Raw genomic sequence first — 25,976 nt, forward strand, 5'->3', positions numbered from 1 at the left:
CACCGAGGCGTTAGCGATCTGGAACATCCACTACAACTACCATCGACCACACACTGCTGCCGGAGATCAGCCACCCGCGACCCGGCTCCACACCGGCGTCACCAATGTCACGGCCTCATACAGCTAGCTTTTCGGGCATGGCAGAGCTCGGGTACCTGACCGCGTTGCGCAGGGACGGCGGCCGCTTGGCGGAAGCGGTGCGAGACCTGCGTGCGCCGGTGCCGGCGTGCCCGGGCTGGGACGTGGCCGAGCTGGTCTGGCACACCGGCGAGGTCCACTGGTTCTGGCAGCGGATCGCGTCCGGGGCGGTTTCCGGTCCGGACGACTACCGGGAGCCGCCGCGGCCGGCGGAGGGCGAGCTGGTGGCCTGGTTCGCCGAGGGCGTCGAGGTGCTGGCGGGCACCCTGTCGGCGCTCGATCCGGCCGAGCCCAGGTGGACGTGGGGCCGGCCGGACGCCGGGTTCATCCAGCGGCGGATGGCCCTGGAGACGGCGGTGCACTGCTGGGACGCGCTGTCGGCGGCGGGGCGGGACGAACCGGTCGAGCGGGAGCTCGCGGTGGACGGGATCGACGAGTTCCTCCGGTTCGTCCTCCCGGACGCCCCGCCGGCCGGCTTGACCGACGTGCACCTGCACGCGACGGACGGTCCGGGCGAGTGGCTGGTCCGGCCGTCCGGCGCGGGCTGGTCGGTGACGAGCGAGCACACGAAGGCCACGACGGCGGTGCGCGGCACGGCGTCGGACCTGCTGCTCCTGCTGTGGCGCCGGAAGGGCCCCGAAGACGTCGAGGTACTCGGTGACGCCGGGGCGCTGGAGGAGTTCGTCGATGTTTCTCAACTGAATTAGCGAAGCTGCCGCGACGAGCCGGCGTGCGCAAGGGGGCGCGCCCGGCTTCGCTCGGCCTGGCGCGCACGTCGCCGGGCGCCCCGGCGACTGCGGCTGCGCGACTGCACGCGTCGGCTGGCACGGGTGGTTGGCTGGCCCGGGAGGGCGGCCGGTACGGGTGGCCGGCTGGCACCAGTGGCTGGCTGGCACGGGTGGCCGGCCGGCACCGTTCCGCGATGGCCGGGGGCTGCGCTGCCCGCCACAGCGGGCTCGGCTCAGCCGGGGCCAGCCCGCTGGGTACAACTGCGCGACCGCACGCGGTCGGCCGGCATGGGTGGCCGGTCGGCACGGCTGGCCGGGCTGGCACCGCTGGCCACCCGGCGCCCCTGGTCAGCCAGCACCGCCCGGCGATGGCCGCTGCGCTGCCCGCCACAGCAGACCCGGCCCAGCCGGGACCTCCGCCGGGCCGCCCCGGGAAGCTCGGCTCCCCTGCCGGCGCGGCACCCATCGGTGCCGTGTGCTTCTCAGCGCGTCCGGATACCGGTGAGGCCGGCGGCCCGCCCCAGCCGGGGCGGAAGCAACCCCGCCGGGCCGAGCGGCGCCTACGCGAACGGCCACCACCCCAGGATCGCCTCGGTCACCATCGCCGGCGCCTCCAACGGCGTCAGGTGCCCGGACTGGGGCACGACCACCAGCTCGCCCTTGGGCAGGGACTCGGCCATGGCCTGGGCGGCATCCGGTGGGGTGAGGCCGTCCTGCTCGCCCACCACGACCAGCGCGGCCGCGGCGACGGCGGCCAGCAGCTCGGTGGCATCCGGGCGGTTGGCCATCGCGCGGGCGGCCCACGCCACGCCCGCCGCCTGTTGGCTGTCGACGAGGTCGCGCACCGTCTCCACCACGTCGGGGCGCGTCTCGCGGGTTTCGGCGCTGAGCAGGTTCGGCAGCATCGACTCGGCGAGCCAGCCGGTGACGCCCTCGGACTCCGCGCGCTTCGCCAGGTCCCGCCGGGCCTGGGCCGCCTCGGGCGAGTCCGCGGTCGCCTTCGTGTCGATGAGGACCAGGCCGGCGACGCGCTCGGGCGCGGCGCGCAGCACGGCCATGGTCACGTAGCCGCCCATGGAGCAGCCGCCGAGCACGACCTGCTCCAGGTCGAGCTTGTCCAGCAGGGCGATCACGTCCCGGGCCGCGTCCTCCAGACCGGGTTCGCGGCTGGTGCCGGGCAGCGGCGTCCGTCCGAGGCCCCGCTGGTCGGGCGTGATCAGGCGGTGCCGCGTGGTGAGTCCGTCACGCATGGGGTTCCACATGCGCGCGTCCACCGGGAAGGCGTGGAGGAGAACCAGGGGAAGATCAGCCATACCCGAGATTGTGCTGGACCAGCGCGATACCGTCGCCAGGTGAGCGTCGAGTGGCGGGAGATCCGCACGGACCGCCTCTTGCTGCGGCCGTTGGGCCCGCAGGACCGGGACGACGTCGTCGAGATCCAGACCGATCCGCGGACCAACCGCTACCACCCCGCGCCGCCCGGCCCGGAGGAGACCGAGGTCAAGCTCACGGCCTGGCTCGAGCACTGGAAGGCTCACGGGTTCGGCTACCTGGCGGTGGTGCCGCTCGACACCGGTGAAGTGGCGGGCATCGGCGGGCTGCAGCACCTGGAGTTCGGCGGCGCCCGGCTGCTGAACCTCTACTACCGGTTCCGGCCCGAGGCGTGGGGCCGCGGGTACGCGACGGAGATGGCCCGGGCGGTGATCGACTGGGCCGAGCGGGAGCTGCCCGAACTCCCGGTGCAGATCAGCGTGAACATCGCGAACGAGCCGTCGCTGCGGGTCGCCGAGCGGCTCGGGTTCACCGCCTACACCGAGACGTTCTACGACGGCGCGGTGTCCCGCCACTTCCGGAAGCTCTAGAACCGCTTCCGCGTCGGGCCGCGGCGGTCGCGGGCCTGCCAGCAGGCACGGTGCCAGTGCCTGCGGTCGGTGATCGAACCCAGTTCGCCGGCGGGCCAGGCCACCACGTGCGGGACGCCGGGCTGGATCTCGTGGTCGCAGCCCGGGCAGCGGTACACCTTGGTCGCGTGGCTGCCCGGCACGCTGCGCACGAGCCAGTCACCGTCCGGACCGGACTCGGCGCGCGCCCAACCGGAAGCCGCCCCGGCGCGGTCGGCGTCGGGGCGGCCACGGTGTTGTCGGTTGCGGCGCGGCACCCGGCCACGGTATCGCCTACGCGGTGCCGTCGGCCTTGCGGCGGAAGGTGAGTGCCACCACGAAGGCCAGGCACGCGATCACCATCGAGCCGGTGAAGGCGGCGGTCATCCCGGTGACGAGCACCTCGTGCGGCGAGCCGGTCGCGGTGCGCGTCGCGGTGCCGAAGATGGTGACCACGATGGCCAGGCCGAGCGTCGAGCCGGTCTGCTGCATCGTCTGCAGCACACCGCCCGCCGCACCGGCGTCCCGCGCCGGGACGCTGCTCATGATGATCACGTTGAGCGGTGAGAACGCCAGCCCCATGCCCAGTCCCATCAGGATCGTGGGGCCGAGCAGGCCGGGCAGGTACGTGGTGCCGGTGGCGAGCTGCGTCAGCCACGCCATCCCGGCGATCATCGACAGGGTCCCGGCGATCGCGACGGGCTTGGGCCCGAACCGGGGCAGCAGCCGCGGGATGGCCCGGCTCAGCGCGAACACCAGCACCGCCATCGGCAGGAACGCAAAGCCCGTGCCGAGCGCGTTCATCCCCCGCACGTCCTGCAGGTACTGGGTCATGAAGAAGAACATCGACATGCCGGCCATCGGCCCGAGGAAGAAGTTGGCGTAGGCGGCGGCGCGGTTGCGGTCGGCGAACAGCCGCAGCGGCAGCAACGGCTCGGCGGTGCGGGCCTCGACGGCGAGGAACACGCCGATCAGGACCACACCGGTGATCAGCGAGACCATCGTCAGCGTGCCCGTCCAGCCCGATTCGGCGGCGCGGATGAATCCGTAGACCAGTGCCGCGACCCCGGCCGTCCCGGTCACCGCGCCGGGCAGGTCGAGCCGTGGTCGCTGCCGGGGTGGTTCCACCACGAACCGGGCGGCCAGAGCGGCCACGACCAGCCCGAACGGCACGTTGATGAACAGCACGGCCCGCCACGACAGCCACTCGGTGAGCAGCCCGCCGAGGATGAGACCGACCGCGAACCCGGCGCTGGACATGCCGGAGAACAGGGCCAGCGCCCGCACCCGGGCCCGGGGTTCGGTGATGGTCGTGGTGAGCAGGGCCAGCGTGCTCGGCCCCGCGGCGGCGGCGCCGAGGCCCTGCGCGACCCGGGCGACGATCAGCCATTCGGCCGAACCGGCCAGACCGCCGGCGAGCGAGGCGGCGGTGAACAGCAGCACACCGCCGATGAACATCCGTTTGCGGCCGAACAGGTCGCCGGCGCGTCCGCCGAGCAGCAGCAGACCACCGAAGACGAGGGTGTAGCTCGACATCACCCAGCTCAGCGAGGCCGCGGTGAACCCGAGGTCCGCCTGGATGCGGGGCAGCGCGACGTTCATGACGGTGATGTCGAGGACGATCATCAGCTGGCAGGTGAGCAGGGTTGCCAGCACCACGCCGGGGCGTGGCCGCGCCGCGGTCGCGGCGACAGCCGTGCCGGACGCGGGCAGCGTTGTCTCAGGCAAGAAGACTCCATCGGAAGAGGGCGAAAAAAACGGACAAGCTCTCCGCTTCGATGGAGCTAGCATATGGAGAAGGTCTCCGGTTGCGCAAGAGTATCCGGAGAATGTGTCCGGTTTTGAGGTGAGGCGCATGACAGCACCGCGGCCGATGCGGGCTGACGCACGGCGCAACTACGAGCGGATCCTGAACACCGCACGCGAGGCGTTCCTGGAGCACGGGCCGGACGCCCCGCTGGACGACATCGCGCGGCGGGCGGGCGTCGGGGCGGGCACCCTCTACCGGCACTTCCCGACTCGGGAGACACTGGTCGAGGCCGTCTACCGCGACGACATCGAGCGGCTCAGCGCGGCCGCGCACCGGTTGCTGGCGGAGTACGAGCCGTCGGAAGCGCTGAACCGGTGGATGCGCGAGCAGGTCGCCTTCGTGCTGCACAAGCGCGGGCTGGCAGCCACGCTGAAGGCCGCGATGGACCGGGATTCGGACACGTTCGCCCTGTGCAAGGCGATGATGAACGAGGCCGCGGCGGCAGTGCTCAAGCCGGCGCAGGAGACGGGCGCCGTGCGCGCGGACGTGCGGCCGCGAGACCTGCTGCTGCTCGGCCACGGGGTGTCCATAGCGGCGGAGGGCAACGACGAAACGGCGGAGCGCCTGCTCACGGTGATGCTGGACGGCCTCCGGCAGCCGAAAACCTGAGCCGGCGGCGCACGATCGCGACCGGGCCGAACCGCGCCACTGTGCGGCCGCGAGCACGGCCAATCCCACCGCTCCGCGACCGCACCAACTTCACCACCACATCACCGCGATCGGGCCAGCCCACACGCAGGACCGCGACCAGGCCCGAACCCCTCCGCTGCAGGACCGCGGCCAAGCCCGACCTCACCACCGCGCCACCACGAGCCCGACCACCTCAGCAATGCGCGATCGTCACCGGGCCCAAACCCCACCACCGCGAGCAGGCCCAGCCTCACCACCGCACCACGACGAGCACAACGCACCTCAGCGGTGCGCGATCGCGAGTGGGACCAGCTGCTCGGCCGGTGTCAGGGAGCCGTGCTGGCCGATCAGCGCGGACTCCAGCGGCTCGGCGGTCCGGCGCAGCATCCCGAAGTCGTCCCGGGCGGCGGCGATCACGTCGCCGAAACGGGGGCGCACCCGGTCGCTCACGCGTGGGCCCAGCCAGCCCGCGGCGATCGCCTCGTCGCGGCGGGCCACCCAGGCCCGCTCCCCCAGCACCGCGCACCAGGCAGCCAGCACGTCCTCCGTCGCGCCGGGCTCGGTGTACACGTTCCGCACCCGCGGGTCCCCGCCCAGCGCACGCACCCCCGCCTGCAACTCGGGCGTCGCGTCGAAGTCGATCACGTTCTCGTCCAGCGCGACCATCCCGTGGTCGGCCACCACCGCCAGCAGCCGTCCGGGCGGCAGACCGTCCACAAGCGACTCGACGAGCCGGTCGACCTGCCGCAGCTGCATCACCCACGCCGGCGAGCCCGGCCCGTAGCGGTGACCGAGCTCGTCGAGCTGGCTGTGGTAGGCGTAGCAGAAACCAGGCGACTCGCGCAGGGTCCGCAGCGTCTCCGCGGCCAGGTCGCCCATCGCGTACACGCCGCGGTAGGTCCCGCCCCGCTGCACCGCCCTGGTCAGTGGCGACTTCGCGAACTTGGCGTCGGACACCACCACCGCCTCGACGCCCGCCGCGGCCGCGCGCTCGAAGGTCGTGGGCAGCGGCTGCACGTCCTCCGGCCGCAGGTCCAGCTCGCCACCGCCCGGATGCTCGCGCCACCGCAAGGCGTTGAGCACCCCGCAGCCCGGCACCTCGAACGTGTACCCCGCCATGCCGTGCTCACCGGACGCCAGCCCGGTCCCGATCGCGGCCAGCCCGGCGACCGTCGTCGACGGGCAGCCCACGGTCAGCGTCGCCCGCGCGAGCTCGGCGAGCACCGGCGCGTCGGCGGCGTGGTCACGCAACAGCTCGGCGCCCAGACCGTCGATCAGCAGGACGCAGGCGCCCGCGGACTCGGGCAGGTCGAGCGTGTTGACACACCCGCGCACACCCAAGGTCGCGAGGACGGAAGGCACCACGTCGGCAAGATGCCCCTGGCCGGACAGCGTCGGCAGCTCCACGGCACCAGCTTGGCAGGAAGGTGGCTCCGGACGCACGCCGTGCCGGATAATGACGACATGCCGACCTACGCCTACCGCTGTCGCGAATGCACCGGCACCTTCGAGGTGAACCGGCCGATGAGCGAGTCGAGCGCGCCCGCGACCTGCCCCGAGGGACACACGGACACGGTCAAGCTGCTCACGACCGTCGCGCTCACCGGGTCGGCCGCCGGCGCGCCCGCGGGCGGCGGCTGCTGCTGCGGCGCCTGCGGCTGCGGTCACTGAGTGGTGTAGTCCGCGAAGCCCTGCCCCGTCAGTCGTTCGGCGCGCGACGGGCTCGCGCGGTGTGGAACTCGCGGGCTAGCGCGCGGATTCACGGCGCGGGAGCGCGGAACTCGCGCGCGAATGTGGGAGTAGCGGCAGGAGCGCGGAACTCGCGGCACCGAGTGTGGGACTCGCGGCAACGCAACGTGGAACTCGCCCGCCCGAACGTGAGACTCGCGGGCCGAAACGTGAGACTCGCGGGCCGAAACGTGGGACTCGCGGGCTGGAGCGTGGAACTCGCGCGCCGGGAGGTGGGACTCGCCCGCCCGAACGTGGAACTCGCGCGCCGGAACGTGGAACTCGCACGGGCGAACGTGGGACTCGCGCGTCGGGAGGTGGGACTCGCCCGCCCGAACGTGGGACTCGCGGCACCGCAACGTGGGACTCGCAGCGCCGAGTGGGCTCGCGGGTACCGGGGTGTGGGGCTCAGGCGGGTTCGCCGAAGTTGTCTTCCACCAGCTCCTGCACCACGCGCAGCGCCTCGGCCGCCTGGGGGCCTCCCGCGCGCACCTGGATCCGGTCGCCCTTGCGCGCGCCCAGCGCCATCAGCGCCAGCACGCTGTGCGCGTCCGCCTCCTGGTCGCCCAACCGCACACTCACCTCGGCCTCGATCGCGGCCAGGCTGCGCGCCAGCACCGCCGCGGGGCGGGCGTGCAGGCCGACCTCGTTGGTCAGCGTCAGCTCCACCGAGTCCCCCGCCGGCTCGGTCGCCGCGCCCAGTTCCGGGGGTGCGCCCGCCGCGGCCGCCGCCTCCAGGACCCCCGCCCGGTCCGCCCCGTTCTGCGCCGCGACCGCCGCCGCGATCGTGCCCTCCACCAGCGGCGCGTCCGCGACGACGACCGCCTCCGGGTCGGCCAGCGACTCGACCGCCAGCTCCGCCGTCATCTGCGCGCTGCCCAGGTCGTAGAGCAGCACGACGCCGGACCCGGAATCGGCGCGCTGGACGGCCGCGACCACCGAGTCGTAGTCCGTCCCGATTCCACCGTCGGGCAGCCCGCCCGCGGGCACGATCGTCACGTCGGGCGCCATCTGCGCGGCGACCTCGGCGACCCCTTCGGCGAGCTTCGCGCTGTGCGACACCAGCACCAGTCCGACGCTCATCGCGCCGCCTTCGCGAACGCCTCGAGCAGCAGCGCCGTCGATCGCGCACCCGGGTCGAGGTGTCCCGCGCTGCGCTCCCCCAGGTAGGACGCCCGGCCCTTCCGCGCGACCAGGTCCACAGTGGACTGCGCACCGCTCGCCGCGCCCTCCGCGGCCGCGGCCAGGACCGCCGCGACGTCCGCGCCGCCCGCCTTCTCCGCCGCCGCGACCGCGGGCAGCAGGGCGTCGACCATCGTCTTGTCGCCCTCCACCGCCTTGCCGCGGGCCTGCACGCCCTCCAGCCCCGCCCGCAGCGCGGCCACGACCTCCGCCGCGCCCAGCTCCGGCTGGTTCGACACCACCGTCGACGCCCGCAGGAAAGCCGTGCCGTACAACGGCCCCGCCGCGCCGCCGACCTTCGAAATGAGCGTCGTCGCCGCGAGCTTGAGCACCGCGCCCGGCGTGTCCGGCACGGCGCCGTCCAGCGCGGCCACGACGGCCTGGAAACCGCGGTTCATGTTCTCCCCGTGGTCCCCGTCCCCGATCGCCCGGTCGAGTTCGATCAGCTCGGCGCGGTGCTCGGCGATCACGGCCGCGGCACCCCGCAACGCGTTCGCGACGCCCTCCGGCGTGCATCCCATGTCCTCAGGCCTTCCAGCGCAGTGCGGCGGTGTTCACCGGCGCGTCCCACAGTTCCGTCAGCTCGTCGTCGAGCTTGAGCAGGGTCAGGCTGATGCCCTGCATCTCCAGGCTGGTGATGTAGGGACCCACCAGCCGGCGTTCGACCATGATGCCGCGATCGGCCAGCAGCCGCTCGGCGATGCCGTGCGCGAGGTACAGCTCGACCAGCGGGGTGGCGCCCATCGAGTTGGTGAACAGCAGCACCCGGTCACCCTCGCCGAACGGCAGGTCCTCCACGATCGCCCCGACCATGCGCGCCACCAGCGCATCGGCCGGCTCGGCCGGGATCCGCTCCCGGCCCGGCTCGCCGTGGATGCCGATGCCGAACTCGATCTCGTCGGCGCCCAGGTCGAAGCTGGGCTCGCCGACGTGCGGCACGGTCGGCGCGGTGAGCGCGACCCCGATCGAGCGGACCTGGCCGATGACCTTGCGCGCCAGCGCCTCCACCGCGTCCAGCGAGTCGCCCCGCTCGGCGGCGGCACCGGCGATCTTCTCCAGCAGCACCGTGCCGCCGACGCCCCGGCGCCCGGCCGTGTAGGTCGAATCGGCGACCGCGACGTCGTCGTCGATCACCACGCTGCGCACGTCCAGGTCCTCGGCCGCGGCCAGCTCGCCCGCGGTCTCGAAGTTCAGCACGTCACCGGTGTAGTTCTTGACGATCAGCAGCGCCCCGGCCTCGCCGGTGGTCGCGCTGATCGCGGCCTGCACGGCGTCCGGCGTCGGCGAGGTGAACACCGCGCCCGGCACCGCCGCGTCGAGCATGCCGAGCCCGACGAACCCGCCGTGCAGCGGCTCGTGCCCGGACCCGCCGCCGGAGATCACCGCGACCTTGCCAGCCACCGGCGCGTCGGCGCGCACCACCACGTTCGGGTCCTCCTGGACACGCAGGATGTCCGCGTGCGCGGCGGCCAGCCCGCGCAGCGACTCGGTGACCACGTCCGCCGGGTCGTTGATGATCTTCTTCATGCCCGCCTCCTGACTCCGTCGTCGCCCCTTCCTATCAGGACTTGGGCAGCTTCGGCAGGATCGTGCCGACGATGCGCCGGGCCTTTCCGCACGAGTCGTCCCCGGCGGCGTCGTCGTGGAAGTTGTCGTAGGTGAACTTGACGATCTCGCCCTCGCCGTCGCCGGTCTTCAGGTGGGTCCAGGCGATGACGCAGCTGTTGCCCGCGTTGGTCCGTTTCTCCTGGTAGCCGGTGACGCCGCCGCCGAGGTCGACGCGGGTGCCGTTGTCGCCCTCGGACGGCTCGACGGTCTCGGAGATCCGCAGGTACCCGTCGGCGTTGCCGCCGGACCAGTGGCAGTCGTGCAGACCGCTGGCACCCTTCTCGGTGCCCCGGCCGAGGACCTCGGCCACCACGGCGTCGTCGGCGAGCGCGCACGGGTCCAGCGGCACCGCCGAGTTCGCCGGACGGCTGAGCCGGGGCGGCCCGGCGTGCATCCTGGCCACGACCTCGCGGATCACCGTCATCCCGGCGCCGCAGGCGTCCCCACCCTCGTAGGTGACCTGGACGGAGATGCCCAGCGAGGACGTCCGGTGGGTGACCGCCGAGACGACGCAGCCCTCGTTCTCGGCGGTGTCCGGGTTGTCCAGGTCGTTCTCGACGACCGGCAGGCCTTCCACGACGCCGGCCTCGGGCGCGATGGACAGGGGAATGCTGTCGCCCATCGTGAGGCTCAGCCGGGCCTGCTTGCCGCCGGCGTCGGTCACCTCGACGCTGCAGCTGTCCAGGTCGCTGGAGTAGGGGCTGTCCTCGACCGGCGTGCCGACGCCGCTGACGGTGTCACCCCGCAGCAGGCCGCACGGGTCGACGGTGCGCTGCACGTCCAGCGCGACCTCCGGGTCGTCGACCGGGACCGCCGCCGCGCTGGTCTGCGTGACGGTGGTGCGCGGGAAGTTCTGCTTGCCCAGATCGGGCCCGCCGCACGCGGAAACGGCCAGGGCGAGCAGGACCACGGGGACGAAACGGCGAGGCCGGGCGACACGGAGCACGCAGAGCACCGTAGCCGCCCGGCCTCGCCGGGATGTTCCGAACCTTCCTATTCGGCCGGGGTCTCGCCGTCCTCCGACACCGGGACCCGGATCGGCCGCACGAGCGCCCACAGCACGAACAGCGCGGTGAACACCAGCAGGCCGATGCCGGCCCACAGGTTGATGTTCACCCCCGCCGCCTTCTGCAGCTCGGCCTCGTCGGTGAACGCGATTCCCATGATCGTCAGGACCACGCCGTAGACACCGGTCAGCAGCGCGATGATCAGCCGGATGTCGAACGCGCCTGCCCGGCGCGTGCCGGCGGGGGTTTCGCTAGCCATGTCTGCCAACCTCCTAGAAGGCGATGTTCAGCGCGATCGTGATGACCAGGACGATGCCCGCGAGCAGGCCCGGGTTGCGGTACCAGCCCGCGTCCTCGCCGGTCGTGGAGTGCTGGCGCGACTCCTTGGGGGTCAGCGAGTAGACCAGCCCGGTCAGCTCCGAAGCCTCGCGCGGCCGCGTCACCGAGGACACGGCGACGCTGACCACGATGTCGACCACGAACGCCGCACCGGCGCCGATGAAGCTGGCGCCCTGGCCGGGCAGGTCCCACACCCCGGTCTCGGCGAGCAGGAACACCACGATCGCCGACGCGGTACCGGACAGCAGGCCGATCCAGGCCGCCGCGGGCGTCATCCGCTTCCAGAACATGCCCAGGATGAACGTGGCGAACAGCGGCGCGTTGAAGAACGAGAACAGCTGCTGCAGGTAGTCCATCAGGTTCGAGTACTGCGAGGCGATCCCGGCCGTGCCGATGGCGAGGATCGTGGCGCCCGCGGTGACCCAGCGGCCCATGTTCAGGTAGTACGAGTCCGGCTTGTCCTTCTTGATGTAGGCCTGCCAGATGTCGTACGTGAACACGGTGTTGAACGAGCTCAGGTTCGCCGCCATACCGGCCATGAACGAGGCCAGCAGACCGGCGATCGCGACACCCAGCACACCGTTGGGCAGCAGGTCGCGCATGAGCAGCAGCAGCGCGTCGTTGAAGGTCGCGCCGCTGGGGGCGGACCCGCCGTCGAGCAGGGCCTGCTTGTTCTGGCCCTGCAGCTCGGTGACCGTGACCGCGGCGATCATGCCGGGGATGATCACGATGAACGGGACCAGCATCTTCGGGAACGCGCCGATGATCGGCGTGCGGCGGGCCGCGGACATGCTCTTCGACGCCATAGCGCGCTGGACCTCGACGAAGTTCGTGGTCCAGTAGCCGAAGGACAGCACGAAGCCGAGACCGAACACCAGGCCCAGCACCGACAGGAAGTTGCTGCCGAACCCGGTCAGCTGGTTGCCCGGCCAGGAGCTCAGCTGCTCCGCGCCGCCGGGGCTGTTCGTGACCTTGTCGACCAGGCCGTTCCAGCCGCCGACCTTGTAGAGGCCGACGATCGTCAGCGGCACCAGCGCGGCGACGATGACGAAGAACTGCAGCACCTCGTTGTAGATGGCGGCGGACAGGCCGCCGAGCGCGGTGTAGGCGAGCACGATGACCGCGGCGATGACGATCGAGAACCAGATCGGCCAGCCCAGCAGCAGGTTCACCACGCTGGCCAGCAGGTACAGGTTCGCCCCGGCGATGAGGATCTGCGCCAGGGCGAAGCTGATGCCGTTGGTCAGGTGGGCGCCGGTGCCGAAGCGGCGCCGCATGAACTCCGGCACGCTGCGGACCTTCGACCCGTAGTAGAACGGCATCATCACGATGCCGAGGAACAGCATCGCGGGGATCGCGCCGATCCAGAAGTAGTGGGCGGTCGGCAGGCCGTACTGCGCGCCGTTGGCCGACATCCCCATCACTTCGATGGCGCCGAGGTTGGCGGAGATGAAGGCGAGCCCGGTGACCCAGGCCGGCAGGGAACGGCCGGACAGGAAGAAGTCGATGCTGCTCGACACCTGTTTCCGGGCCAGGTAGCCGATGCCGAGCACCAGCACGAAGTAGAACGCGAGCAACACGTAGTCGATCGCGTGCGCATCAAGTCGCAGGTTCGCTGCGGCTAGGACATGCACCGATGCACCTCCGGGAGTCCAACATCTCCGAACAAAAATCACCACGATCGAGTGACGAGCGCACATTACTACGCGGTATCCCGGCTGTGCACGCCAGCAGGCACGCCTTGACCGTGTCGAGATCAAACCGGTGACAACCCAACAGCGCAGCGTCACACGGCGCAACTCGGACCCCCGGACGCACGACGGCCCCCGCACGGCTCGTGGTCGCCGCGCGGGGGCCGTCGATCGCAGGTCAGAACAGGCGGAGGTCGTCCGATTCGGTGCCGCGCAGGGCGTCGTAGTCCAGCGTGAGGCAGCGGATGCCGCGGTCCTCGGCGAGCGTGCGGGCCTGCGGCTTGATCAGCTGCGCGGCGAACACGCCCTGCACCGGCGCCAGCAGCGGGTCGCGGTTGAGCAGCTCCAGGTAGCGGGTCAGCTGCTCGACGCCGTCGATCTCGCCGCGGCGCTTGATCTCGACCGCCACCGAACCGCCGTCGGCGTCGCGGGCGAGGATGTCGACCGGCCCGATCGCCGTCGGGTACTCGCGGCGGACCAGCGTGTACCCCTCGCCGAGCGTGGTGATGTGCTCGGCCAGCAGCTCCTGCAGGTGCGCCTCGACGCCGTCCTTCTGCAGGCCCGGCTCGGCGCCGAGGTCGTGGCTGATCTCGTCGATCCGCTCCTCGATCGTGATGACGAGCTTCTCGCCTGCCTTGTTCTGCACCGTCCAGATGTCATCGTCCTCGATCAGCCAGCACGGTGGGCTCATCCAGTTCAGCGGCTTGTAGGCGCGGTCGTCGGAGTGCACCGACACCGAGCCGTCGGCCTTGATGAGCAGCAACCGGGTGGCCATCGGGAGGTGGGCCGTCAGGCGGCCGGCGTAGTCCACTTGGCAACGAGCGATCACGAGACGCACCCGGCGAGGGTAGAAGATGCTTCGGCAGACTGGTCGCGTGGATCCCATCGAACGGCTCGGCTCGCGCGAGGTGTACCGGAACGACTGGATGACGGTGCGCGAGGACGCCATCCGCCGCCCGGACGGCTCGCCCGGCATCTACGGCGTGGTCGACAAGCCCGCCTACGCGCTGGTGATCCCGCTCGACGGCGACCGGCTGCACCTGGTCGAGCAGTACCGGTACCCGCTGGGCCTGCGGCGGTGGGAGTTCCCGCAGGGCACCGCGCCCGGGCTGGCCGAGCTGGACCCGCTCGAGCTGGCGGCGCGGGAGCTGCGGGAGGAGACCGGGCTGGTGGCCGGTTCGCTGACCGACCTCGGGCTGCTCGACGTCGCGCCGGGCATGTCGAGCCAGCGCGGCCGGGTCTACCTGGCGACGGAGCTGGCCGAGGGGCCGCACGAGCGCGAGCACGAGGAACAGGACATGCGCACGGCGTGGTTCGGCCGGGACGAGTTCGAGAAGATGATCACGCGCGGGGAGATCACGGACGCCCAGTCGATCGCCGCGTACGGACTCCTGCTGCTGCACGAACGCTAGCTGCGCCGCGCGCGGCAGCGGGGCCGGCGGCGAGGGCGTTTTCCGCGCCGCCGCGCCCGTCAGGTCAGCCGCCCGGGTAGGAGCAGATCGCGGCGACGATGTTCGAGTTCTCGGCGACCGGCTTGCCGTCCACGGTGATCTTGCAGCTGTTCGGCTGGGCGTCGATGTCGGTGGTCACCGGGGTGACCGTGATCGACGTGAAGCCGAGGTCCTCGACGCCCAGGGCCCTGGACCAGGTCTGCCCGGCCTCGACGATCTCCTGGTTGTTCACGCTGAGCCCGCTGGTCCAGTTGAGGTTGCTCCGCTGGCCAGTGGTCACCTCGAGCAGGATCTGGTGCGCTGCGGCGGCCGGGTCGCCACTGGTCGGGGTCGAGTCGTTGACCTCGTCGACCGCGGCGCCGAAGACGGCGGCCCACAGGATGCAGACCACCAGGCCGACCGCGGAGCACACGACACCGGCGATGGCGAGCCCCTTGTTCGTCGCGGCGCCCTTGGTGGCGCGGGACAGGCCGACCAGCGACAGGATCAGGCCGATGATGACCAGCGGCCACGCCACGACGCCGACGAGCGGGATGAAGGCGAACACGAGGCCGACGAGGCCGAGGACGAAACCCGCGGTTCCGAGGCCGTTCTTCGGCGGCGCGGGAGTGGGCGCGGGCGAGGCGTAGGGCGGATGAGTCACGAGTGTTCCTTGACGGGCACGCGCAGCGGGCCGTCCCGCTGCGTCACACCGTCAATCGCCGCGCGCTCGCGCTTGTAACAGCGTTCAAGCGGACCAGCCGGCAGAAGTGGATCTTGACCGGGACCGTCCACAGTGGCACTGAGCTGCACGGACGATCACCGTTCCGGCCACGACGGAACTCAGTGGCTGAACTTTCAGTTCACCCGAACGGCGCAGCGAAAACCACGGCTCAGGCGGGCCACTCCGGCTTCCGCTTCTCCAGGAACGACGCCATCCCCTCCCGCGCCGCGGGGGTCTGCGACGCCGCCGCCATCACCTCGACCGCGATCGCGTACGCGTCGGCCTCCGGGCGGTCCAGCTGGGTGTACAGGGTCTGCTTCCCGAGCGCCTTGCTGGCCCGGCTGCCGCGCGTGGCCCGGCCCAGCAGCTCGGCCACCGCGGTGTCCAGGTCCGCGTCCGGCACCACCCGGTTCACCAGGCCCCACTCCAGCGCCGTCGCCGCGTCGATGACGTCTCCGGTCAGCGCCAGCTCCATCAGCCGCTTGCGCCCGATCGACCGCGCGACCGGCACCGCCGGCGTGTGGCAGAACCAGCCGCCCTTGCCGCCGGGCAGCGCGAAGCCCGCCGACTCGGCCGCGACCGCCAGGTCACACGACGCCACCAGCTGGCACCCCGCCGCCGTGGCCAGCCCGTGCACCCGCGCGATCACCACCTGCGGCACCGACTCCATCGTCCGCATCAGCCGCGTGCACAGGGTGAGCAGGCGCCGCACCCCGTCCAGGTCCCGCGCGGCCACGTCGCCGAAGTCGTGGCCCGCCGAGAACACCGGGCCAGCCCCCGCCAGCACGATGCCCGTCGCGTCGGTCGCCGCCGCCTCCTCGAACGCCGCCAGCAGCTCGGCCAGGTGGGCTTCGGAGAGTGAGTTGCGGCGCGCGGCGCGGTTCATCGTGATCGTCACCGTCGCGTCGTCGCGCTTGACCAGGATGTGCTCGTACTCGGCCATACTCCGACGCTACCTCTTGGCGGCCGTGTTGTGCTCCCCCTGACGAGGGTCGGGGTGGTGCGCTGCCGTTCGGGTCCTGCTCGCCGGGACATCCACCGGATCGTCCACCTCGCGCTGGCGGTGATGCAGCAGGTGGAGGCGGGCACGGCAGGGCACGCCGGCCTCCGGGAAGCCGTTCGACGAACACCCGCGACGGCACGTGTCCGGGCCTGCCGGGATGCGCGCCACGACCACGACCACCCTGCGGCTGGTCATCGACCTGGTGCTGGGTGTGCTGACACTCGCCGTTCTGGCGCTCGGAATCCGGGGTGTGGCACGCGCTCGCCACTGGGCGACGCGGATGGCGGGGCGGCCGTGGTGGCGCGTGGTTCTCCGGCTGGCGCCGGGACTGGTGACGGTCGTGGTGCTCGTGACTCTGCCGGGCCTGCTGGGTGCGGTCGTCGGCGGCGGGCGGGACCTGACGTTCGAACAGGTCGCGTACTACTCGCCGGCGCTCGTCGACTGGATCGCGTCCGCGACGCTGGTCCAGGCGGCCGCGCTCGTCGCGCGCTCGACGGCGTTCCGCGGGGTCAGCCCCGGTCGAGCACGGCCTGCAGGAACTCCCGCGTTCGTTCGTGGTCCGGGTTCGTGAACAGCTTCTCCGGCGGCGCGTCCTCGATGATCTGCCCGTGGTCGAACATCAGGACCCGGTCCGAGACGTCCCGCGCGAACTGCATCTCGTGCGTCACGCAGAGGAACGTGATGTCCGTGGTCGACGCGATGTCCTTGAGCACCTTCAGCACACCGGCCACCAGTTCCGGGTCCAGCGCGGAGGTGACCTCGTCCAGCAGCAGCACCTCCGGCCGCATCGCGAGCGCCCGCGCGATCGCCACGCGCTGCTGCTGTCCGCCGGACAGCTGGGACGGGTGGGCGTCGGCCTTCTCGCTCAGCCCGACCATCTCCAGCAGCTCCCGGCCGCGCTGCTCGGCCTCCTGGCGGGACAGCCCCAGCGCCCGGATCGGCGCCTCGGTGACGTTCTGCAGCACCTTCATGTTCGGGAACAGGTTGAACTGCTGGAACACCATCCCGATCCGCCTGCGCATGCGCCGCTGGTGCTTCTCGCCCGCCGGCACGAACTTCCCGTTCTTCTCCACGTGCGAGAGGCACTCGCCGCCGACGAAGATCCGTCCCTCGTTCACCTGCTCCAGCGTCATCAGCAACCGCAGGATCGTGGTCTTGCCCGAACCGCTGGGCCCGATCAGGGTCACGAACTCGCCCGGCCGGACCGAGAAGTCCAGCTCCCGCAACACCACGTGGTCGCCGAACTTCTTCACGACCCCCTCGAACCGGATCATCTCAGAGCTGTCCGACACGGCGTTCCAACCTTCGCACCAGGATCGACGACGGGTAACTGACCAGCAGGAAAAGGATGCCGGCCAGGGTGTAGGGCTCGATCACCCGGAAGGTCTCCGCGCCCTGCTCCTTCGCCTGGTTCAGCACCTCGAAAATACCTATGCTGATCAGCAGCGGTGTTTCCTTGAACATCGAGATCATGTAGTTGCCGAGCGCGGGCAGCACCCGCGGCACCGCCTGCGGCAGGACGATCCCGGTCCACACGCGCGTCCGCGGGATGCTCAGCGCCGTCGCGGCCTCCCACTGTCCTTTCGGGACGGCGTCGATGCCCGCGCGGTACACCTCGGAGGTGTAGGTCGCGTAGTGGATGCCCAGCGCGATCACGCCGGTGAGGAACGCCGACGGCCGGATGTCCAGTGCCGGCCACAGCAGGTAGAAGACGATGAACACCTGGATCAGCAGCGGCGTGCTGCGCACCAGCTCGATGAACAGGTACATCGCCTGGCTCAGCACCGGGATCCGCGCCCGCCGCACCAGGGCGAACACCAGGCCCAGCAGGTAGGCGACGAGCGAGCCGAGCACCGTCAGCTCGACGGTGACCAGCAACCCCTCCAGCAGTACCGGAACGGAGTCCCAGAAGTAGTCCCAGTCCCAGTCCATCAGGTGATCACCCCCGCCTTGGCGAACGCCTTCTCCCGGGACGGTGGCTCACGCCCGAGCCGCTTGGCGAGCACCCGTTCCAGCAGGCGCATGACCGTGGTGATGACCACCGCGATCGCCAGGTAGCACAACAGCTCGACGCCGTAGATCAGCACCAGCTGGCTGCCGTAGAGCGGCCGCAGCAGCTCGCCCTTTTCGGTGATCTCGCCGGCCGAGATGAAGTACAGCAGCGCCGTGCTCTTCATCAGCTGGATGAAGAGGTTGTTGAACGGTGGCAGCATCTCCACCACCGCCTGCGGCAGGATCACCCGGAACATCCGCTGCGCCGGGCTGAACGACAACGCCACCGCGCCCTCGCGCTGCGCCCGCGGCACCGACTGCACCGCGCCGCGCACGATTTCGGCACCGTAGGCGCCGTGGTTGAGCCCGAGCACGATGATGCCGGCGAACAACGGGACCAGTTTGAACCCGACCATCGCCGGGAGCACGAAGTACAGCCAGAACAGCTGCACGACCTCCGACGTGCCGCGGAAGCCCTCGACGTAGACCCGGCTGACGAACCGCACCGCACGGGAGCGCGACAGCATCGCGAGCCCGGCGACGAACGCCAGCACGATCGTCAGCGCGATGCCGCCGGCGGCCGCGGCCACCGTCGCGCCGAGTCCACTGAGGATGGTCGAGATGATGTTGGATGTCGAGTCGGACACGACGCGTCCCCGGGCTCGAGCGTCAGGCCGCGCAGAGTTTGTCGGTGGTCAGGTCGGCTGTGGGCAGGTTGCTCTGGTCGAACCCGAACGGCGACGCGATCCGCAGCCATTCCCCGTTGTCGTGCAACGTCTTCAGCTGCTGGTTGAAGGCGTCGCGCAGGGACGTGTCCTCCTTGCGGAACACGAAACCGCCCGCGGTCTGCACCGGCTGGCCGTTCTCCGTCGGCTGGAAGCCGGGCGTGACCTCGACCCCGGAGTTCGGGTTCTGCTTCACCAGCCACTTCAGCGAGATGTCGGTGAGCGCGGCGCAGTACACGCGCCCGGCGGTCACCGCGCGCAGCATGTTGTCCTGCGTGTCCAGGGTTTCGATCTGGTCCTCGGCCACCCCGGCGGCGGTGGCGAAACCCTTCTCCACCGCGGCGGAGAGCACCGCGACCTTGACCTTCTTGGCGGCGACGTCGGCGAGGGTGTTGATGCCCTGCGGGTTCCCGCTGGGGACCAGCAACGCGGTCAGCGCCGAGTAGTCCGGATCGGAGAACAGCGCCGCGTTGCAGCGCACCGGCGTGATGTTCATGCCCGCGGCGACGATGTCGAACTGCTTCGCGTTCAGCGCGGGAATCAACTGGTCGAACGGCACCACGCTGGCCTGCACGGTGTCGATCCCGAGCCCCTTGCACACCGCGCGCGCCACCTCCGGCGCTTCACCGGTCGTGTTGCCCGAGGCGTCGGCGAACCCGTAGGGCGCCTCGTTGGCGATGCCGATCCGGATCGTCTTGGAACTTCTCGCCGCGTCGAGGGTGTTCCCGCTCTCGGTGCTCTGGCAGGCCGCCAACAGGGTCGGCCCCGCCACCGCCGCGGCGCCCACGACCGCCGATCGCCGGAAGAAGTCCCGTCGCGTCCACTGACCGTGCGTCATCTTCGTCGCACCCCTTATTCGGTTCAGCCGGTTCACCGAACGTAGGCGGTGCGTCCGATGGGGTCAAAAGATGCAACGAGATCGCCACTCGCTGTTATCGGAAAGAGATCAACGTTGCGTGTGGACAATGCGCACGGAACGTGACAGAACTGGCTCAGCCCTGGGGCAATCCGTGACGTTCCCGCACCACCGAAACGATCTCGTCCATGATCCCGGTCAGCTCGTAGTCCTTCGGCGTGAAGACGCGCGCGATGCCGCGCTCGACGAGCAGCCGCGCGTCCTCGGGCGGGATGATGCCGCCGACGATCACCGGGATGTCCCCGGCACCGGCCGCGCGGAGCCCGTCGACCACCTGCGGCACGACCTCGAGGTGCGAGCCGGAGAGCACCGACAGGCCGACGACGTGCACGCCCTCCTGCACCGCGGCCGCCACGATCTGCTCGGGCGTGAGGCGGATGCCCTGGTAAATGACCTCGAACCCGACGTCGCGAGCCCGCACGGCGACCTGCTCGGCGCCGTTGGAGTGCCCGTCCAGGCCCGGCTTGCCGACCAGGATCCGCAGCTTCTCGCCCAGTTCCTCGCCGGTCGAGCGCACCCGGTCGCGCACGCGGGACAGCTCGGCCGCGTCCCCCGACATGGCCGCCGCGGACACCCCGGTCGGCGCCCGGTACTCGCCGAACACCTCGCGCAGCGCGCCGGCCCACTCCCCGGTGGTCACCCCGGCCGCCGCGCACGCCAGCGTGGCGTCGAACAGGTTCTCCGAGGTCTTCGCGACCTCGCGCAGCCGCGCCAGCGCCTCGTCGACCGCCGTCTGGTCGCGCTGCCGGCGCCACTCCGCCAGCGCGGTGACTGCCTGCTTCTCCACCGCCGGGTCGACGGTCTCGATCGCCTTGGCGCCCTCGGCCTGCAGCGGGCTCGGCTCGGTGGTCTCGAACCTGTTGACGCCGACGATGATCCGCTCGCCGGCCTCGACCTCGCGCCGGTATTCGGCGAGCGAGGCGACCAGCTGCGACTTCATGTACCCGCTTTCCACCGCGGCCACCGCACCGCCGAGATCGGCCACCTGCTCGATCTCCGCGCGGGCGCCGGACACGATCTCCTCCACTTTGGACTCGATCACGTGCGACCCGGCGAAGATGTCCTCGTACTCCAGCAGATCGGTCTCGTAGGCCAGCACCTGCTGCATGCGCAGCGCCCACTGCTGGTCCCACGGCCGCGGCAGACCGAGCGCCTCGTTCCAGGCCGGCAGCTGGATCGCGCGGGCCCGGGCGTCCCGCGACAGCGCGACGCCGAGCATCTCCAGCACGATCCGCTGGACGTTGTTCTCCGGCTGGGCCTCGGTCAGGCCGAGCGAGTTGACCTGGACGCCGTAGCGCAGGCGGCGCGCCTTCGGGTCCTCGACGCCGTAGCGCTCGCGCGTGATCTCGTCCCAGAGCCGGGCGAACGCGCGCATCTTGCACATCTCTTCGACGAACCGCACGCCGGCGTTGACGAAGAACGAGATCCGGCCGACGACCTTGGCCATGTCGGCCTGCTCGACCTGGCCGGAGTCGCGGACGGCGTCCAGCACGGCGATCGCGGTGGACAACGCGTAGGCGACCTCCTGCGTCGGCGTCGCGCCGGCCTCCTGCAGGTGGTAGCTGCAGATGTTGATCGGGTTCCACTTCGGGATGTGGTGCACCGTCCAGGCGATCACGTCGGTGATCAGGCGCAGGCTCGGCGCGGGCGGGAAGATGTAGGTCCCGCGGGAGAGGTACTCCTTGATGATGTCGTTCTGGGTGGTGCCGGTGAGCTTGGCGAGCACCTCGTCGCGGTCGCGGCCCTCGGCGTCGGCCTGTTCCCGGGCGACGGTCACGTAGAGCGCGAGCAGCCACATGGCCGGCGCGTTGATCGTCATCGAGGTGTTGGCCTCGGCCAGCGGGATGCCGGTGAACAGGCGGCGCATGTCACCGATGTGGGAGACGGGCACGCCGACCTTGCCGACCTCGCCCTTGGCCAGCGGGTGGTCGGGGTCGTAGCCGGTCTGGGTGGGCAGGTCGAAGGCCACCGAGAGGCCGGTCTGGCCCTTGGCGAGGTTGCGGCGGTACAGCTCGTTGGAGGCCGCCGCCGACGAATGCCCCGCGTAGGTGCGCATGACCCAGGGGCGGTCCCGCTCGCGATCCGTGGGGTAGGGCATCGGTGCACCTCCAGATGAACGACACACAGAGCGTACTCGCCGGTAACTTCGCGCGCAGCCCCGCAAGGACGCACGTCACTGGGTGCGAAATCGGCCTGACCCCATGATGACGCCCGGGTTAGCCTGTCGGGTGTGACGTGGAGCCTGTACGCGAGTTACCTGGTGTTCGCCCTGCTGATCGCCGTGGTGCCGGGGCCGGACACGATGGTGGTGCTGAAGAACGCCCTGGCCGGCGGCGCACGCGGCGGGTTGTTCACGTGTTCGGGCATCGCGCTGGGCAACTTCGTGCAGGCGACGGCGGTCGGGCTCGGGCTGGGCACGCTGATCGTGCAGGTGCGGCCGCTGTTCGAGACCGTGCGCTGGGCCGGCGTGGCCTACCTGTGCTGGCTGGGGTTCCAGGCGCTGCGCGGCGCGTGGCGCGGGAACTACGAGGCGCTCGCCGGGCTGGACCGGCGGCGCGGCAACGGGCTGCGGCGGTTCCGCGAGGGGTTCCTGTCCAACATCACCAACCCGAAGGTGATGGCCTTCTACCTGTCGGTGCTGCCGCAGTTCCTCGACCCGGCGACGACCGGGGCGGCCGAGGCGCTGCTGCTGGCCTACACGGTGCTGGTGGTGGGCACGGTGTGGCAGCTGACGCTGTTGTTCCTGGTGCGCTGGGCGAAGACCTGGCTGAACCGGCGCCGCGTCCGCCGCACGATGGACGCGGTCACCGGCACCGCGCTGATCGGCTTCGGCGTCGGGCTGGCGGTGGAGTGAGTCAGAGCAGCGCGGCGAGGTCCAGCGTGACGGGGAACGGGTCGTGCAGGCTGACCTTGCCGGTGTCCACACCCGCGGAGGCGTAGACGCGAGTGGTGGGGTCGAGCCGGTAGCGGAAGAGCTGGATCAGCCGCGGGTCGTCGTTCGGGTTCTCAACCCGCCAGAAGTGCGGGATTCGCGCGTCGGCGTACTCACCCGGCTTGTCGATCCGGTCCGCCGTCATCGACCCGGGCGACATGACTTCGACCACGAGAAGGCAGTGCTCCGGACGGAGCACCGCGTCCTCGTCCAGCGACGAGTCGTACACCACGAGATCCGGTCTGCGGTTGAGCAGCGGCACGTCGCGGAGCCGCAGATCGACATCGAAATCGGCCTCATAGCCCGGGCCGCTCGCCTCGGCGAGGAGGTAGGACAGGTTGCGGATGATTCGCTGATGCACCCTGCGGGGGGCCGGATTCACGACAATGGCTCCATCGACGATTTCCAGACTGCGGCACACTTCCTCCGGAAGGGCTTCGTAGTCTGCCGCCGTCAACCCGTCGGGCGGGAGCACCATCCACTCGGGCAGCGCCGTCATCCGACCCCCAACCTCTGTGAGTTCCTGAGTTCGAGGCTACTTGACTTCCAACACCGTTGGAAGTAAAGGCGCGGTCAGGCGCGCTCCGCCGCGCCGATGACCCGCTCCACGCGCGCGCCCAGCCGATTCAGATTCTCCACGAAGTACGGGTATCCGCGGTCGATGTGGAACACGTCCCAGATCTCGGTGACCCCGTCCGCGCGCAGCCCGCCCAGCACCAGGCCCGCGCCGGCGCGGATGTCGGATGCCCAGACCGGCGCGGAGGACAGCTTCTCGACCCCGCGGACCACCGCGTGGTGGCCGTCGGTGCGGGCGTCGGCGCCCAGGCGGACCATCTCCTCGATGAACCGGAACCGCGCCTCGTACACGTTCTCCGTGATCATCGACGTGCCCTCGGACACCGCGGACAGCGCAACGGCGAACGGCTGCAGGTCCGTGGCGAACCCCGGGTAGGGCAGCGTCACGAAGTCGACCGCCTTGGGCCGGTCGTTCTGCACCACCCGGAAACCGCTCTCGTCGAACGTCGTGATCTCGGCTCCGGCCATCCGCAGCTTCTCCAGCACCAGGTCCAGGTGGTGCGGGTTGACGCCCTTGACCGTCAGGTCACCGCGGGTCATCGCCGCCGCGAACGCCCACGTCGCCCCCACGATCCGGTCGCCGATCACGCGGTGCTCGGTCGGGTGGAGCTCGGTCACGCCCTGCACGGTCAGCGTCGACGTGCCGGCGCCCTCGATCTGCGCGCCCATCTGGTTCAGCATCACGCAGATGTCGACGATCTCCGGCTCGCGCGCGGCGTTGTCGATCACGGTCGTGCCCTCGGCCAGGACCGCGGCCATCAGGATGTTCTCGGTCGCGCCGACGCTCGGGAAGTCCAGCCAGATCTGCGCGCCCTTGAGGTGATCGGCCTTGGCGACGACGCAGCCGTGCTCGATGGTGCTCGTCGCGCCGAGCGCGCGCAGCCCGTTCTGGTGCATGTCCAGCGGCCGGGAACCGATCGCGTCCCCGCCCGGCAGCGCGACGACGGCCCGCTTGAGCCGCCCGACCAGCGGCCCGAGCACGCACACGGACGCGCGCAGCTTGCCCATCGCGGGCGAGTCGGCCCGGTGGGACAGCTCGGACGGGGTCGTGATCTTCGCGGTGTCGCCGTCCAGGACCACCTCGCACCCGACGCTGCGCAGCACGTCCGCCATCAGCGGGACGTCCAGGATCTGCGGGCAGTTGGTGATCGTGGTGGTGCCCTCGGCGAGGAGCGCGGCCGCCATCAGCTTCAGAACACTGTTCTTGGCTCCGACGACCTCGACCTCGCCCACCAGCCGCGCACCACCGTGCACGTCGAAGTGCTCGCTCATGGCCGTCATCATGCCTTCCGGTTCGGGCACCCGAACGGAGGGGCGGGACATAACAGAGGGCGACCGACTTCGCACTATCGTGTGAAACACTGTGGCCTCTCACGGCGATTACGCGCCCGGATGGCCCACTGACTGGGGGTACCTTGAGCGAAATGTTGACCCCACCGGCGCCGCCGTCCCTGCCCGAGGTGCAGCGGGCGGAGATCGACGGCGTGCCGGTCTTCTGGACCGACCAGCCCGGCCGGCTCAGCGCGAGCCTGCTGTTCGGGGTCGGCCTCGCCCACGAGTCGTTCCTGGAGACGGGGATCACGCACCTCGTCGAGCACCTGGCCATGCGGCGGGTGCGCACGAGCCGCTACGAGAACAACGCCTCGACCGAGGTCCTGCACACCAGTTTCGACGTCACCAGCACCCCGGAGACCGTCGCGGAGCACCTGCGGCGCGTGTGCGAGTCCCTGGCGGACCTGGACACCGGGCCGCTGCGGCTGGAGCGGGGCGTGCTGCTGGCCGAGGAGCGCGGCAACGAGGGTCCCGGCGTGACCGCGTGGCTGCCGTCCGGGCTGTGGTTCGGCAACCGCGCGTTCGGCCTGGCCGGCAACGTCCAGCTCGCCGCCGTCCACGCCGGTCCGCAGCAGGCGCGTGAGTGGTGCGCGCGCTGGTTCCACCGCGGCAACGCCGCGCTCGTGCTGTCCGGCCCTCCCCCGGCCGGTCTGACGCTCCCCCTGCCCGACGGCCCGCCGCGGCAGCCGGTGACCGCCGCGCCGTTCGACCTGCCCACCCCCGCGCAGACGAGCATCCCCAACGGCGTGGTGGGCTGCGCGCTGGTCGACTGGACCGCGGAGACCGCGTGCGCGGCCGGGGTCCTCATCCACCGGCTCACCGACCGGCTGCGGCACCTCGAGGGCCTGGTCTACGACATCGCCTTCGACCACCAGATGGTGGACGCCCGACGCGCCGTCCTGGGGTTCGGCACCGACGTGCCGGACAAGCAGGCCGCCCGGGTCGTCGACGCGATCCGCACCGAGCTGGCCGAGCTGGGCCGCGGCGGACCGACCGAGGAGGAGCTGGCGGTCGACCGGGCCGGGCTCGCCGAGGAGGTCGCCGAGCGGGACTTCGCCGTCTACCGGGCGTTCGACGCGGCGATGAGCGAGCTGACCGGGTGGCCGTCGGCGGCCGAGCACCAGCAGCGGGTGCTGGCCGGGCTCGATCCGGCGGCGGTCGCGGCGGCCGCGCGGGACCTGGCCGGGCGGCTGGTGCTGTGCGCGCCGGAGCAGCACGTGCCGCGGGACCTGCCGGAACTGCCCGGCAGCCCGCTGCCCGCGCCGCCGGGGCGGGAGATGAAGCGGGCGCTGGTCGGGTCGACCGCGCCGCGCGGCTACCGGCTCGTGGTGGGCGAGGAGGGTCTGTCCACGTACTTCGGGCAGAACCCGTCGCCCGCGGCCGTCGTGCGGTTCGACGACCTCGCCGGGGTCGGCATCGAGCACACCGACGGGCAGCTGCCGATCCTGCACCTGTTCGGCACGCACGGCGGGGCGATCACCGTGCGCCCCGGCGACTGGCGCGGCGGCCGGGCGCTGGTGCGGGACCTGCGGGCGCGAATCGATTCCGGGGTGTGTTTCGAGGCTCCGGAGGCCATGCGGCTGTTCGAGCAGTCGTAAGGTGCTC

28 protein-coding genes and 1 pseudogene are annotated in these 25,976 nt (G+C 71.2%); 9 read left to right on the forward strand and 20 right to left on the reverse strand.

Annotation, left to right across the window (positions count from 1 at the left end; all coding sequences use genetic code 11):
• Window positions 1–127, forward strand: a pseudogene (locus D0D15_RS07550) (IS481 family transposase); the annotation flags it as partial.
• Window positions 128–137: 10 nt separating this feature from the next.
• On the forward strand, window positions 138–845 hold the full coding sequence (locus D0D15_RS07555) for a maleylpyruvate isomerase family mycothiol-dependent enzyme (RefSeq protein WP_094006549.1): 708 nt from the start codon (window positions 138–140) through the stop codon (window positions 843–845).
• Window positions 846–1,426: 581 nt separating this feature from the next.
• Here D0D15_RS07555 and D0D15_RS07560 read toward each other — a convergent pair.
• On the reverse strand, window positions 1,427–2,179 hold the full coding sequence (locus D0D15_RS07560) for an alpha/beta fold hydrolase (protein WP_115944328.1): 753 nt from the start codon (window positions 2,177–2,179) through the stop codon (window positions 1,427–1,429).
• Window positions 2,180–2,218: 39 nt separating this feature from the next.
• Here D0D15_RS07560 and D0D15_RS07565 point away from each other — a divergent pair, with 39 nt between their 5' ends.
• Window positions 2,219–2,728: a GNAT family N-acetyltransferase gene (locus D0D15_RS07565; protein WP_094006551.1), complete on the forward strand. Its 510-nt coding sequence runs from the start codon at window positions 2,219–2,221 to the stop codon at window positions 2,726–2,728.
• Here the strand turns inward: D0D15_RS07565 and D0D15_RS07570 are convergent.
• Window positions 2,725–3,024: a hypothetical protein gene (locus tag D0D15_RS07570; protein ID WP_094006552.1), complete on the reverse strand. Its 300-nt coding sequence runs from the start codon at window positions 3,022–3,024 to the stop codon at window positions 2,725–2,727. The genes D0D15_RS07565 and D0D15_RS07570 overlap by 4 nt on opposite strands.
• Before the next feature lie 16 nt (window positions 3,025–3,040).
• Complete coding sequence (locus D0D15_RS07575) at window positions 3,041–4,474, reverse strand: MFS transporter (RefSeq protein ID WP_233157352.1); 1,434 nt, start codon at window positions 4,472–4,474, stop codon at window positions 3,041–3,043.
• Between the two features lie 127 nt (window positions 4,475–4,601).
• Between D0D15_RS07575 and D0D15_RS07580 the strand changes: the two genes are divergently transcribed.
• Window positions 4,602–5,165, forward strand: coding sequence for a TetR/AcrR family transcriptional regulator (locus tag D0D15_RS07580; protein WP_094006554.1), 564 nt, complete (start codon window positions 4,602–4,604; stop codon window positions 5,163–5,165).
• Window positions 5,166–5,468: 303 nt separating this feature from the next.
• Here D0D15_RS07580 and D0D15_RS07585 read toward each other — a convergent pair whose 3' ends face one another.
• Window positions 5,469–6,593, reverse strand: coding sequence for an alkaline phosphatase family protein (locus D0D15_RS07585; RefSeq protein ID WP_094006555.1), 1,125 nt, complete (start codon window positions 6,591–6,593; stop codon window positions 5,469–5,471).
• 57 nt (window positions 6,594–6,650) lie between these two features.
• Between D0D15_RS07585 and D0D15_RS07590 the strand changes: the two genes are divergently transcribed.
• Window positions 6,651–6,857: an FmdB family zinc ribbon protein gene (locus tag D0D15_RS07590; RefSeq protein WP_115944329.1), complete on the forward strand. Its 207-nt coding sequence runs from the start codon at window positions 6,651–6,653 to the stop codon at window positions 6,855–6,857.
• Between the two features lie 465 nt (window positions 6,858–7,322).
• On the opposite strand, the gene dhaM is transcribed toward D0D15_RS07590, so the two are convergent.
• The 7 genes from dhaM to nucS all read right to left on the reverse strand — a co-directional run bounded on the left by dhaM (window position 7,323) and on the right by nucS (window position 13,579).
• Window positions 7,323–7,997 carry a dihydroxyacetone kinase phosphoryl donor subunit DhaM gene (dhaM, locus tag D0D15_RS07600; protein ID WP_094006556.1) on the reverse strand — a complete coding sequence of 225 codons (675 nt, stop codon included), beginning with the start codon at window positions 7,995–7,997 and terminating at the stop codon, window positions 7,323–7,325.
• Window positions 7,994–8,617 (reverse strand): dihydroxyacetone kinase subunit DhaL, encoded by a 624-nt coding sequence (dhaL, locus tag D0D15_RS07605; protein WP_094006557.1) that lies wholly within the window; start codon window positions 8,615–8,617, stop codon window positions 7,994–7,996. The genes dhaM and dhaL overlap by 4 nt, the downstream gene beginning before the upstream one ends.
• Window positions 8,618–8,621: 4 nt before the next feature.
• Window positions 8,622–9,623, reverse strand: coding sequence for a dihydroxyacetone kinase subunit DhaK (gene dhaK / locus D0D15_RS07610; RefSeq protein WP_094006558.1), 1,002 nt, complete (start codon window positions 9,621–9,623; stop codon window positions 8,622–8,624).
• A gap of 34 nt (window positions 9,624–9,657) precedes the next feature.
• Window positions 9,658–10,650 carry a DUF3558 domain-containing protein gene (locus D0D15_RS07615; RefSeq protein ID WP_233157353.1) on the reverse strand — a complete coding sequence of 331 codons (993 nt, stop codon included), beginning with the start codon at window positions 10,648–10,650 and terminating at the stop codon, window positions 9,658–9,660.
• Window positions 10,651–10,697: 47 nt separating this feature from the next.
• The gene (locus tag D0D15_RS07620) at window positions 10,698–10,970 is read right to left on the reverse strand and encodes a hypothetical protein (RefSeq protein ID WP_094006560.1); all 273 of its coding nucleotides are present in this window, start codon (window positions 10,968–10,970) and stop codon (window positions 10,698–10,700) included.
• A 13-nt stretch (window positions 10,971–10,983) separates the two neighbouring features.
• Entirely contained in the window at window positions 10,984–12,684 is a 1,701-nt protein-coding gene (locus tag D0D15_RS07625) for a sodium:solute symporter family protein (protein WP_094006561.1), read from the reverse strand.
• A 235-nt stretch (window positions 12,685–12,919) separates the two neighbouring features.
• Entirely contained in the window at window positions 12,920–13,579 is a 660-nt protein-coding gene (nucS, locus tag D0D15_RS07630; protein WP_162830523.1) for an endonuclease NucS, read from the reverse strand.
• 37 nt (window positions 13,580–13,616) lie between these two features.
• On the opposite strand from nucS, the gene D0D15_RS07635 reads away from it, so the two are divergent.
• Entirely contained in the window at window positions 13,617–14,153 is a 537-nt protein-coding gene (locus D0D15_RS07635; protein ID WP_094006563.1) for an NUDIX domain-containing protein, read from the forward strand.
• A gap of 64 nt (window positions 14,154–14,217) precedes the next feature.
• Here the strand turns inward: D0D15_RS07635 and D0D15_RS07640 are convergent, their stop codons facing one another.
• Both D0D15_RS07640 and D0D15_RS07645 read right to left on the reverse strand, forming a co-directional pair.
• Complete coding sequence (locus tag D0D15_RS07640) at window positions 14,218–14,835, reverse strand: DUF4190 domain-containing protein (protein ID WP_094006564.1); 618 nt, start codon at window positions 14,833–14,835, stop codon at window positions 14,218–14,220.
• A 229-nt stretch (window positions 14,836–15,064) separates the two neighbouring features.
• Window positions 15,065–15,838, reverse strand: a complete 774-nt coding sequence (locus D0D15_RS07645; RefSeq protein ID WP_094006565.1) for an enoyl-CoA hydratase-related protein — start codon at window positions 15,836–15,838, stop codon at window positions 15,065–15,067.
• Between the two features lie 217 nt (window positions 15,839–16,055).
• Between D0D15_RS07645 and D0D15_RS07650 the strand changes: the two genes are divergently transcribed.
• Entirely contained in the window at window positions 16,056–16,469 is a 414-nt protein-coding gene (locus D0D15_RS07650) for a hypothetical protein (RefSeq protein WP_094006566.1), read from the forward strand.
• Here D0D15_RS07650 and ehuA read toward each other — a convergent pair.
• From ehuA to D0D15_RS07675, 5 genes are all read right to left on the reverse strand, one after another.
• On the reverse strand, window positions 16,408–17,172 hold the full coding sequence (gene ehuA / locus D0D15_RS07655) for an ectoine/hydroxyectoine ABC transporter ATP-binding protein EhuA (protein WP_094006567.1): 765 nt from the start codon (window positions 17,170–17,172) through the stop codon (window positions 16,408–16,410). The two genes, D0D15_RS07650 and ehuA, sit on opposite strands and share 62 nt — an antisense overlap.
• Window position 17,173: 1 nt before the next feature.
• Window positions 17,174–17,830, reverse strand: a complete 657-nt coding sequence (gene ehuD, locus D0D15_RS07660) for an ectoine/hydroxyectoine ABC transporter permease subunit EhuD (protein WP_094006568.1) — start codon at window positions 17,828–17,830, stop codon at window positions 17,174–17,176.
• Entirely contained in the window at window positions 17,830–18,537 is a 708-nt protein-coding gene (gene ehuC / locus D0D15_RS07665; RefSeq protein ID WP_094006569.1) for an ectoine/hydroxyectoine ABC transporter permease subunit EhuC, read from the reverse strand. Before ehuC ends, ehuD begins: the two co-directional genes overlap by 1 nt.
• A 22-nt stretch (window positions 18,538–18,559) precedes the next feature.
• Window positions 18,560–19,453, reverse strand: a complete 894-nt coding sequence (gene ehuB / locus D0D15_RS07670) for an ectoine/hydroxyectoine ABC transporter substrate-binding protein EhuB (RefSeq protein ID WP_094006570.1) — start codon at window positions 19,451–19,453, stop codon at window positions 18,560–18,562.
• A gap of 154 nt (window positions 19,454–19,607) precedes the next feature.
• Window positions 19,608–21,629 (reverse strand): protein meaA, encoded by a 2,022-nt coding sequence (locus D0D15_RS07675; RefSeq protein ID WP_094006571.1) that lies wholly within the window; start codon window positions 21,627–21,629, stop codon window positions 19,608–19,610.
• Between the two features lie 132 nt (window positions 21,630–21,761).
• On the opposite strand from D0D15_RS07675, the gene D0D15_RS07680 reads away from it, so the two are divergent.
• On the forward strand, window positions 21,762–22,385 hold the full coding sequence (locus D0D15_RS07680; RefSeq protein WP_167481468.1) for a LysE family translocator: 624 nt from the start codon (window positions 21,762–21,764) through the stop codon (window positions 22,383–22,385).
• A gap of 1 nt (window position 22,386) precedes the next feature.
• Here the strand turns inward: D0D15_RS07680 and D0D15_RS07685 are convergent, their stop codons facing one another.
• Together D0D15_RS07685 and murA are read right to left on the reverse strand one after the other, a co-directional pair.
• A complete protein-coding gene (locus D0D15_RS07685; RefSeq protein ID WP_094006573.1) occupies window positions 22,387–22,962 on the reverse strand; it encodes a Uma2 family endonuclease in 576 nt (191 codons plus the stop codon).
• 74 nt (window positions 22,963–23,036) lie between these two features.
• On the reverse strand, window positions 23,037–24,311 hold the full coding sequence (gene murA, locus D0D15_RS07690; RefSeq protein WP_115944343.1) for a UDP-N-acetylglucosamine 1-carboxyvinyltransferase: 1,275 nt from the start codon (window positions 24,309–24,311) through the stop codon (window positions 23,037–23,039).
• A gap of 152 nt (window positions 24,312–24,463) precedes the next feature.
• On the opposite strand from murA, the gene D0D15_RS07695 reads away from it, so the two are divergent.
• Window positions 24,464–25,969, forward strand: coding sequence for an insulinase family protein (locus D0D15_RS07695; RefSeq protein ID WP_115944330.1), 1,506 nt, complete (start codon window positions 24,464–24,466; stop codon window positions 25,967–25,969).
• Window positions 25,970–25,976: the final 7 nt, after the last annotated feature.

This window comes from Amycolatopsis thermalba (assembly GCF_003385215.1).
In the GTDB taxonomy this organism is placed as follows: domain Bacteria; phylum Actinomycetota; class Actinomycetes; order Mycobacteriales; family Pseudonocardiaceae; genus Amycolatopsis_E; species Amycolatopsis_E thermalba.

Excerpts from the sequence above, each read along its gene's own strand:
- D0D15_RS07555 (WP_094006549.1), top strand. The coding sequence starts at position 138 with ATGGCAGAGCTCGGGTACCTGACCGCGTTGCGCAGGGACGGCGGCCGC.
- D0D15_RS07560 (WP_115944328.1), bottom strand. The coding sequence starts at position 2,179 with ATGGCTGATCTTCCCCTGGTTCTCCTCCACGCCTTCCCGGTGGACGCG.
- D0D15_RS07580 (WP_094006554.1), top strand. The coding sequence starts at position 4,602 with ATGACAGCACCGCGGCCGATGCGGGCTGACGCACGGCGCAACTACGAG.
- D0D15_RS07590 (WP_115944329.1), top strand. The coding sequence starts at position 6,651 with ATGCCGACCTACGCCTACCGCTGTCGCGAATGCACCGGCACCTTCGAG.
- dhaM (WP_094006556.1), bottom strand. The coding sequence starts at position 7,997 with ATGAGCGTCGGACTGGTGCTGGTGTCGCACAGCGCGAAGCTCGCCGAA.
- dhaL (WP_094006557.1), bottom strand. The coding sequence starts at position 8,617 with ATGGGATGCACGCCGGAGGGCGTCGCGAACGCGTTGCGGGGTGCCGCG.
- dhaK (WP_094006558.1), bottom strand. The coding sequence starts at position 9,623 with ATGAAGAAGATCATCAACGACCCGGCGGACGTGGTCACCGAGTCGCTG.
- D0D15_RS07620 (WP_094006560.1), bottom strand. The coding sequence starts at position 10,970 with ATGGCTAGCGAAACCCCCGCCGGCACGCGCCGGGCAGGCGCGTTCGAC.
- D0D15_RS07645 (WP_094006565.1), bottom strand. The coding sequence starts at position 15,838 with ATGGCCGAGTACGAGCACATCCTGGTCAAGCGCGACGACGCGACGGTG.
- D0D15_RS07650 (WP_094006566.1), top strand. The coding sequence starts at position 16,056 with ATGCGCGCCACGACCACGACCACCCTGCGGCTGGTCATCGACCTGGTG.
- ehuA (WP_094006567.1), bottom strand. The coding sequence starts at position 17,172 with ATGATCCGGTTCGAGGGGGTCGTGAAGAAGTTCGGCGACCACGTGGTG.
- ehuD (WP_094006568.1), bottom strand. The coding sequence starts at position 17,830 with ATGGACTGGGACTGGGACTACTTCTGGGACTCCGTTCCGGTACTGCTG.
- ehuB (WP_094006570.1), bottom strand. The coding sequence starts at position 19,453 with ATGACGCACGGTCAGTGGACGCGACGGGACTTCTTCCGGCGATCGGCG.
- D0D15_RS07675 (WP_094006571.1), bottom strand. The coding sequence starts at position 21,629 with ATGCCCTACCCCACGGATCGCGAGCGGGACCGCCCCTGGGTCATGCGC.
- D0D15_RS07685 (WP_094006573.1), bottom strand. The coding sequence starts at position 22,962 with ATGACGGCGCTGCCCGAGTGGATGGTGCTCCCGCCCGACGGGTTGACG.
- murA (WP_115944343.1), bottom strand. The coding sequence starts at position 24,311 with ATGAGCGAGCACTTCGACGTGCACGGTGGTGCGCGGCTGGTGGGCGAG.
- D0D15_RS07695 (WP_115944330.1), top strand. The coding sequence starts at position 24,464 with ATGTTGACCCCACCGGCGCCGCCGTCCCTGCCCGAGGTGCAGCGGGCG.